At 45.1% G+C, this 6,509-nt stretch carries 5 protein-coding genes and 1 pseudogene; 1 reads left to right on the top strand and 5 read right to left on the bottom strand.

The genetic code is table 11. The annotated features are described in order from the left end of the window. Nucleotides 1-51: 51 nt before the first annotated feature. The 3 genes and pseudogenes from HMPREF3034_RS06680 to HMPREF3034_RS13140 form a co-directional block, all read right to left on the bottom strand. Complete coding sequence (locus tag HMPREF3034_RS06680; protein WP_156431065.1) at nucleotides 52-531, bottom strand: hypothetical protein; 480 nt, start codon at nucleotides 529-531, stop codon at nucleotides 52-54. A gap of 17 nt (nucleotides 532-548) precedes the next feature. Continuing rightward, nucleotides 549-1,025: a hypothetical protein gene (locus tag HMPREF3034_RS06685; protein WP_036898405.1), complete on the bottom strand. Its 477-nt coding sequence runs from the start codon at nucleotides 1,023-1,025 to the stop codon at nucleotides 549-551. A 45-nt stretch (nucleotides 1,026-1,070) separates the two neighbouring features. Further along, a pseudogene (locus HMPREF3034_RS13140) lies at nucleotides 1,071-1,208 on the bottom strand (divalent metal cation transporter); the annotation flags it as partial. Between the two features lie 421 nt (nucleotides 1,209-1,629). On the opposite strand from HMPREF3034_RS13140, the gene HMPREF3034_RS06695 reads away from it, so the two are divergent. Then, nucleotides 1,630-3,585: a KUP/HAK/KT family potassium transporter gene (locus HMPREF3034_RS06695; RefSeq protein ID WP_062434242.1), complete on the top strand. Its 1,956-nt coding sequence runs from the start codon at nucleotides 1,630-1,632 to the stop codon at nucleotides 3,583-3,585. Between the two features lie 18 nt (nucleotides 3,586-3,603). Here HMPREF3034_RS06695 and HMPREF3034_RS06700 read toward each other — a convergent pair whose 3' ends face one another. Continuing rightward, nucleotides 3,604-4,863 carry an Nramp family divalent metal transporter gene (locus HMPREF3034_RS06700; protein ID WP_036898391.1) on the bottom strand — a complete coding sequence of 420 codons (1,260 nt, stop codon included), beginning with the start codon at nucleotides 4,861-4,863 and terminating at the stop codon, nucleotides 3,604-3,606. Nucleotides 4,864-4,893: 30 nt separating this feature from the next. Further along, nucleotides 4,894-6,063 carry an alkaline phosphatase family protein gene (locus HMPREF3034_RS06705; protein WP_036898388.1) on the bottom strand — a complete coding sequence of 390 codons (1,170 nt, stop codon included), beginning with the start codon at nucleotides 6,061-6,063 and terminating at the stop codon, nucleotides 4,894-4,896. Nucleotides 6,064-6,509: the final 446 nt, after the last annotated feature.

The raw sequence follows: 6,509 nt of genomic DNA on the forward strand, positions 1-6,509 counted from the left end.
GCGTAGCCCCCATTTTTGTTTGATTTAGCGAGTTTTTTCGGAACTCCATTTTCATTTCTTCCGATAGGGGATATCCCCGATGAACACCATGCAATTTTTAAAATTGCCTTGTGATGGATATAATGTAGAGAAGATACTATCTCTGTTTTCGCGTGCAATTCGGTAGCGTTTGCCCATGAAATATACCTTGTCGTTGGTGCGATAGAGGTTGAGGTGTATATAGGGTTTAGCTGTCTTGTCGTAGCCAAGGATAGAATCCGGGACATCCAGAATGAGAATTCCCTCGGTAAGTCCATCGCCGAGAATGGTTTTGGATAATGTATTGTTGGTGTATCCCCATCCTCGTCCAATGGTGAAAATACGGTTGCCAATAGCTATTGGGCATGTTTGCATGTCGAAGTCGTGGCACTCTAGTATCGTAACTTGTGTATATGGTAGTTCAGATAATCTTGTTCCACTGGGCACTGTGTGGCATGATAATATTACGAATAGCAGTGATAACATGCTTAAAAGGGGTAGTCTTCTATCCATAATCATGGAATTTTATATTATACAATCTTCAGATACCATTGCTTCGATCGCAATATTGTGATGTCATCTCGTTGTGAAAAGTGGATAATCTTGCGCCGTAAGTGGTAGAAGTTGGCAGTCCAATAGGTACCACGGCCAAAGTTTATTTCTGTAGGTGGGCGATGGCCTGTATATTTAATTTGCAAAAACAAACCGTCGAAAGGCCGTGCACAAAAAGCAATATACTCAATGTCACCCCACAAGATGTCTTGTATCTGCTGTTTGATACGTATTTGTATGCCGGCACCCGTGATCATAATATGGTCGTGGCGTGATTGATAATAGTCATATATAAGGTATATAGCTAATGATATGATGACTATCATGAATCCCAAGCTATACCAATCTTTTGCAACTAAGAAGCTAGCAATGCCGGGTATTATCAACAATATCATGGCAAAAAGTATGATACTGAGGGTTGTAAGCGGTCTGATTTTATAACTGTCGTATGTCATAGAAAATCAAATTGTAAAATTAACTACTATAACTGGTCCCTGCTTTTATGCTGATATACCCTCTGTCAGTAGCCATATATTCAATAAGGTTACGAAGCCGGCAAGGCTGTAGAGGAAGGCCGAATTCCACGGTTTGTTGGCGTAACAACCCATGATGCGCTTGGAAGAGAAAGAACTTACTTGTCAAGGTGTAACAGAATGAAACTGTACACTCTGCAATGGCTGCAACTAGAAAAGTTCCTAGAATAGTGTAACAATGAAGAATATCATGAATAGTGATAGTCTTAATGCCGGTCGTTCCAATGCTCTCTTTCATGGATAAACATTAGCTTTATACATTGCAAATATACCTTTTTAGCTTTACGCAAGCAAGTTCTTGCGCCTTAACTTTGTAAATAAGACGCATAATTTGCGGTTTGTTGTGGCATTTCAGCCGCAAAAGTGGATTTTAAGCCTGTTTGTTTCTCATTCTGTGAGCCATTCTATTTTTACAATTTATCCCATGGTTAATAATGGTTAATGGCATTAACTAAGTTTCTGGTTTTATGCTTGCAAAAGCATTTTATCCCTATCTTTGCGCCATTTTATAGAGATATTTTCAAGGATGAAAGCAACAGAAGATAGTAATGCAACCAGACGTTGGAGTCTGATGGGCATGTTTGTCACATTGGGTATTGTTTTCGGCGATATAGGCACTTCGCCCTTGTATGTGATGAAGACGATTGTCGGTGTGAATCGACACTACGATACGAGTTATATAGTAGGGGCTGTGTCGTGCATCATCTGGACGCTAACCATGCAGACAACCATTAAATATGTATTGATAGCATTGCGAGCCGATAATAAGGGAGAAGGAGGTATCTTGGCTCTTTATGCTCTTGTGAAGCGCAGCAAGCGTACGTGGCTCTACCTACTAGCTATTGTCGGGGCCAGTACGCTTGTTGCCGACGGTATCATCACCCCTTCTATCACCGTACTTTCGGCTATTGAGGGGCTGGGGGCTCTTCATTCCACGCCACCGATATTGCCTATTAGTATTGCCATTATCACGGTTTTATTCTTCGTTCAGCAATTTGGTACCAACGCCATCGGTAAGTCCTTTGGTTATATCATGTTTTTGTGGTTCTTCATGTTGGGTGTGGTAGGAGTTTGCCAATTGCCCCATCATTGGGCTATCTTGCAAGCGTTCAATCCTTATTATGCGCTCAATCTTTTGGCGCACAATCCCTCTTGGTTCCTCATATTGGGTGCTGTATTTCTTTGTACTACCGGAGCCGAGGCGCTGTATTCTGATTTAGGTCATTGTGGTAAGCGCAATATTACGTGGAGTTGGATGTATGTGAAGTCGATGCTCATACTCAATTATTTGGGACAAGGGGCTTGGCTTATCGCTCATCGTGGAGAGGTTGCTTCCGGGCTCAACCCTTTCTATGCCATCATGCCGCAGAGTTTTCTCGTACCGGCTATCATCATGGCTACGATGGCAGCCGTTATTGCCAGTCAGGCTCTTATCAGTGGGGCGTTCACTATCTTCAGTGAAGCTATGAATCTTAACTTTTGGCCGCGCTTACGTATCAAATATCCCACCCGCCACAAGGGACAGATGTTTGTACCTTGGGTCAATACTTCGCTTTATATACTATGTATCCTTACGATATTGGTATTTCAATCGTCTGAGAATATGGAAGCCGCCTACGGGCTATCTATTACCATAACGATGTTGATGACGACTGTGTTGCTAGTCTATTATCTGTCGATGAGGCAGGTGAATAGACTGCTTATATTCGTATTCGCACTAGTATTCGGAGGTATTGAAGGCTTGTTTTTTATAGCTAATGCCTTTAAATTTTTCCATGGTGGATGGTTCACTATTTTATTGGCCGGCCTTTTCTGCAGCACGATGTTTATATGGTATCATGCAAGTAAGATAAGAACGAAGTATCTCAGCTTCCTGCGTGTCAATCAATATTTTGACATAATCAAAGCTATTAAGGCCGATGAGAGTATTCCGATGTATGCTACTAATCTAGTCTATATCAGTAAAACCTCTGATATAGACTTGGTTGAAGGCAAGGTTATCTATTCTATTATCCACAAAAATCCCAAACGTGCCAAACATTACTGGCTGTTTCATTTTGAGTATGTCGACAGTCCCGATACGCTTACGTACACCTTTACACCGCTAATCCGGGAAACTTTATACCGTGTAGACGTGCAGATTGGTTTTCGAGTACAACCTTATCTCACACTCTATCTACGACAGGTGGTAGAAGATTTGGTTGCCAACGGACAGTTCCAACTGACGAGTGCATATCGCTCTTTGGCTCAGAGAAAGATTGCCGGCGACTTCCGCTTTATCATTATTCATCGCATTTTCTATCCTTTTAGTTCTGATAATTCGCGCGATAATTTTATTATGGGGCTCTATGCGCTCATCAAGCACATCGGCATTAGCGAAGAACGAGCCTTGGGACTTGACACAAGTAGTGTTGTCGTAGAGCGCGTGCCGTTGATTGTTGCACCCCGTATGGGAGGTCGGCGTATCGTTCCTAAAGAATAAACGATGGAATTATAAGGCTTAAATACTCTCTATCAGCAGCCATATATTCAGTATGGTTACGATGGCGGCGAGGCTGTAGAGGAAGGCCGAATTCCACGGCTTGTTGGCGTAACAACCCATGACGCGCTTGGAAGAGGTAAGGCTTACCTGCAAGAATACGGTAAAAGGAAGTTGCACACTCAGCAACATCTGCGAATAGATGAGTCCTTGGAATGGATCGGAGATGAAGAAGATGATGAGCAACGACAGCCCCAGTGAGATACAGATACCTACGACAGAGTGGGTGTCTTGGGCATTGTACGACTCACCAAACATGCCTGCAAAAATACTTCCGGCAGCCATTCCGCTGGTGATGGTACTCGAAATTCCGGCCAGCAGCAGCGCCATGGCGAAGATGTTTCCGGCATTGTTGCCTAACAATGGGGTCAACAGCGATTGGGCTTGTGACAGCTCTTCCACATGGATACCGTGATTGTAGAATGTTGCAGCAGCTAATAATATCATGGCACTGTTGATGCCCCAGCCCACAATCATGGAGAAAAGGGTGTCGAATAGTTCGTATTTCAGTGTCTTCTCTATGTCTGTCTTACCCTTCGTATGTATCTGGCGACTCTGTATCACCTCTGAATGCAGGAATAGATTGTGGGGCATTACCACGGCACCGAGCACACTCATGATGATGAGCAGACTTCCTTCGGGCACGCTAGGCACTACCCATCCCGTGGTAGCAGCAGGCCAATCAATGTCTATTAAGAATATCTCGTAGATGAAAGAGAGTCCAATCATAGATACAAAACCGATGATGGCACGCTCTATATGGCGATAAGAATTGGTGAAAAGCATAATGAGTACGGCCACCACTGTGAGGGTAGAGCCCCACACGATGGGGATTCCAAAGAGCATTTGCAGGGCAATGGCCGAGCCTAATATCTCTGCCATGGAGGTACTGATGCTAGCCAGTACGGCACTGACGATGATGGGGCGACCAATCCATTTGGGTGTGTATTTCTCGGCAGCCTCACTCAAGCAGAGCCCGGTAACGATACCCAAGTGGGCTACGTTGTGCTGTAGAGCGATGAGCATGATGGTAGATAGTGTGACCACCCACAGCAAGGCGTAACCGAAATCGGATCCCGCTGCGAAGTTACTGGCCCAGTTTCCGGGATCGATAAAGCCCACGGTGACGAGCAATCCGGGACCGATGTATTTCAATATGTCCATACCACCGAGGATTCTCGGATGGTCTTGGCGTTTCAGTTCTTTGAATATATTCAGCATAGTCGTTGGTCTAATGTGTTGTGGGGTGCTTTATAGGCCGGCCGGTACTTCTCCGTCGTTGGGGGCAGGCGTGAGTCCGAGCAATTTACAGAGTAGTGGATAGACGTCTACATTGCTAAAGTGGGGGAGTGTAGCATGTGGAAAGTCGGGGCCGGCAGCACGGAATAAGGCGTGCATATCTTGCTCGGCCGGGTCGAAACCGTGTGTACCTCCACCTTTCACCGGTGTGTCTTGCGCCAAATAACCGCCGTCGGGGCAAACTACGATGTCGCCAATGCGCGGATTGGTGCCGTAGTGTAGGTAGGCCGGGACGTCGCCACGTTTCCATACGCGGGCATGGTCAATGTTGCGAAGTGCCTGATAGATGGAGTCGGTGCAACCTTCACGCGCGTATATCATGGCCGGGACGTTGCCTTGGATGCTTTTCACCCACTCTGCTTTTAACCGTGATTTGAGTGGCACTTGGTGTCCCTCGTCCACCCAAGTCATACCATGGTCGGATACAACGATGAAGTTGACGTCGGCCGCGAAAGGCAGTTGTTGTATGCCACGATATATCATTCCCATGAGCGTGTCGGCTTGCATGACCACCTGTCTGGTCTTTTTGCTTTGCGGACCGAAATGGTGACCGTGGGCATCGGGCTGCTCGAAGTAGGCCATGATGAGTTGCGGACGCTCTTTTTCGGGTTTGCGCAACTCGTTGAGCACGCCTTCTACGCGCTCTTCGAAGGTGAGTCTGGGTGCTTTGTCGTATTCCAAAAACCGGTCGGGCAGCATGCCTTTTACCTTTACATCGGACCCCGGCCAATAAAGTATGCTTGTCTTGACCCCCTGTTGACGAGCCGTTACCCAAATAGGTTCGCCACCATAGAAATGCGAGTCGAGTTTCGTTGCCTTATTAGCCAGCGAGAAGAAACTGTCAGAAACCTTGTCGAAGAATGTGTTATGCACAATACCATGGTGATCAGGATACAATCCTGTGGCCAGCGTATAGTGGTTGGGGAATGTCTTAGAAGGGAAGGATGGAATCAATCCCGACGTTATACCCTTGGCAGCCAAGGTGTCGAGAGCCGGCGTATCGTACCAATCGGGATAGTCCCAACGGAATCCATCGAGCGAAACAATGACTGTATAGTGCTTCCCTGCCATACTTGTGAGGGCAGTGAGGCATAGAGTTAGTGCAATCAGTAACTTTTTCATATCAGTGGTTGTATATGTTGTAAACGTCTAAAATAACAGTCTCAGGTGAATCTATCTTATGGAGACGGAGTACATTCCGTTTCCTACAGTCACCCTTGAGAGTTGGTAAGCTTATGCAAAGTTAGCCATAAAAAATAAGATAGTACCAATTGTCGCATTCTTTTCTTACATATTCTGCATAGCAGAAGAGGAAGAATCGTAAGAGCGGATACATCGCTTTTTGCAGGAATTCTTGTTTTCTAATAACGCTATACTATTCACTTGTCTTTTAAACTCGTTCACTTGTCTACTCGTTGACTAGTTTATTTTCCTTTTAAAACTGTTTCCTTGTCTACTTGTAACTTGTTTCCTTCTCTTTTAAACTCGTTCACTTGTCTACTCGTAAACTTCTTTACTATCAAACTGCAAGGGCTTCGCAGTTTTACTGCATAGCCTATTCAGAAATG

Source organism: Prevotella sp. DNF00663 (assembly GCF_001553265.1).
Lineage (GTDB): Bacteria > Bacteroidota > Bacteroidia > Bacteroidales > Bacteroidaceae > Prevotella.